A 2093-nucleotide genomic window follows, 5' to 3' on the forward strand; every position below is an offset into this window, starting at 1 on the left:
GAAAAAACCCCCCACTGATGGAAGTTCCACTTTATTTTAAAATTATTTAAGAAAGAGAGTGAGATAAATGATCGGTGTTATTATTTTTGCTTACGGTGCACCGTCTTCTATTGATGATTTAGAAGAGTATTATACAAATATTCGTTACGGTAAAATACCAAGTGCTGAAGAAATGGAAGCTGCAAAAGAAAGGTTTCGCCAGGCTGGTACTGCTGATTTACTTGGAGCTGTTACAGAGAGACAGGCACAAGCGCTTTCCCATTCCCTTCAAAATATTTTTATAGAGAAAGTAAAAGTTTATACTGCTTACAAACATACCCCTCCCTTTGTTGAAGATACAGTGGAGAAAATGGTTCAAGAGGGTGTTACATATGTTATTACTCTCCCGCTTAATCCTCTTTATTCAAAAACAGGCACAGGTCTTTATCAAAGAAAAGTACATAAAGCATTAGAGAAGATGGGGATTTCTATACCGGTCCTTGATATTAATCATTGGCATACACATCCTGAACTGGTCACTGCTATAGCAAATAGATTAGAGACAGCAGTTAACTGGCTTCCGGGAAATGTACACAATGAGACAGCGGTTATTTTTACAGCTCATAGCCAGCCAGGTAAACCTGAAACACATAAAATATACAGTGAGCAATTCTTTGAATTGGCACGAAATATTGCGGAAGAACTTCAGCTGGAAACTTGGAAAATTGCATACCGCAGTGCAGGTTCACATGGGGAACTGTGGTCAGGCCCGGATATAAAGAGAGTTATTCAAAAAGAAGCTGAAAAAGGAAGAAAAGGAATTGTTACATGTGACTTGTTATCGTTAACAGCAAATATTGAAGTATTATATGATATCGGTTATGACTGCCAAAGTTTATGTAAAGAACTAGGATTAGAGTTCAATCGTGCGGAATTGCTTAATGATTCGTATGACTTTATTATCGCTTTAACAAAAATCGTAAAGGAAAGAACTTTTGCATCTGATTTATTTCAAAACTGTTTAGTTAAGTAATGTTTTAATATGGGAAAAGGGAACAATCTAGGTGAGATTTTGTTCCCTTTTTTTAAAAAAATTATTTGTAAAGCTTTTTATATGCTTCTAATGTTTCATTAGAAGAATTAACTCTCCAATCAGTTTCTTTGTTTTCATGGAACCAAATTACTGCCTTAAGTCTTGGATATGTACCTGACTTTAACTGGTAGGCAACATCATAAATCCATTTTGCCTTATCACCGCCAAGCTCTGACGATGCATATTCGGCGATAATGACCGGGCGTTTGGAATGTGTGGTAAGAGCATTATAAGGTGCATCGAATACGGCACGGAACGAAAGCCATGAATGACAATGCTCGATCGGATTACAATGTTCAGATCCTTCAGATGATTTTAATGTTCCCCAATTATATCCGTCCATTGAAACATAATCTACATACTTATCCCCAGGATAAGCATCCATAAAACTGGCGTTAGAACCTACATTTTCTGCGTTAATATTGTAAATGAATTTTATATTTTCTGCTCCAGCATTTTTGAAAATTTGAACAATATGGATAAATGCTTCTTTGTAAGTCTGATTTGTATTAATATTGCTATCTCCAATACTCCATCCATACCAGTTTCCATTTACTTCATGCATAATACGCAAGTATATTTCTGATCCGTTATTCCAAGATTTTAATTGATTCGCTATTTTTATTAGTTTCTCATCCAGTAATCCCTTATTTACATCAACTGTAGAATAATCAGTACCATCAGTTTTTTTCAGCTCCAATGTTAAGAAGTTTATTGCCCCGGTGCTTGCTGTATAGTCCATGAAGCTTTTCCAATCATTCAAACTTTGATTTGTATTAATAAAAGTATGAATATAGTGTTGTTTATAATTAGTCATCGATTCGAAGCTCTCAATATTTTTAGCAGAGCTGGAAGGCCATTCACCAAGCCATGCTCCTGATTGAATAGATGTGGAAGTGACGGCATCGGATTTTGGAATATTTAAGATGATAATTAATGAAAAAATGAAAATGATTGATATTTTAATAAATGCCATAGTATACACATCCTTTCCATTTATCCCAGCCTTAATGGGCAGTAA

The 2093-nt window shown here is 35.2% G+C and carries 2 protein-coding genes; one reads left to right on the plus strand and one right to left on the minus strand.

Translation table 11 applies throughout. The features are described from left to right. Positions 1 to 67: 67 nt before the first annotated feature. Complete coding sequence (gene hemH, locus BFA01S_RS21370; protein ID WP_066235640.1) at positions 68 to 1012, plus strand: ferrochelatase; 945 nt, start codon at positions 68 to 70, stop codon at positions 1010 to 1012. A gap of 61 nt (positions 1013 to 1073) precedes the next feature. Here hemH and BFA01S_RS21375 read toward each other — a convergent pair. Next, positions 1074 to 2093, minus strand: a 1020-nt coding sequence (locus BFA01S_RS21375) for a glycoside hydrolase family 26 protein (protein ID WP_268874899.1), incomplete at its 5' end; no start/stop codon positions are given.

Source organism: Metabacillus fastidiosus NBRC 101226 (genome assembly GCF_001591625.1).
Lineage (GTDB): Bacteria > Bacillota > Bacilli > Bacillales > Bacillaceae > Metabacillus > Metabacillus fastidiosus.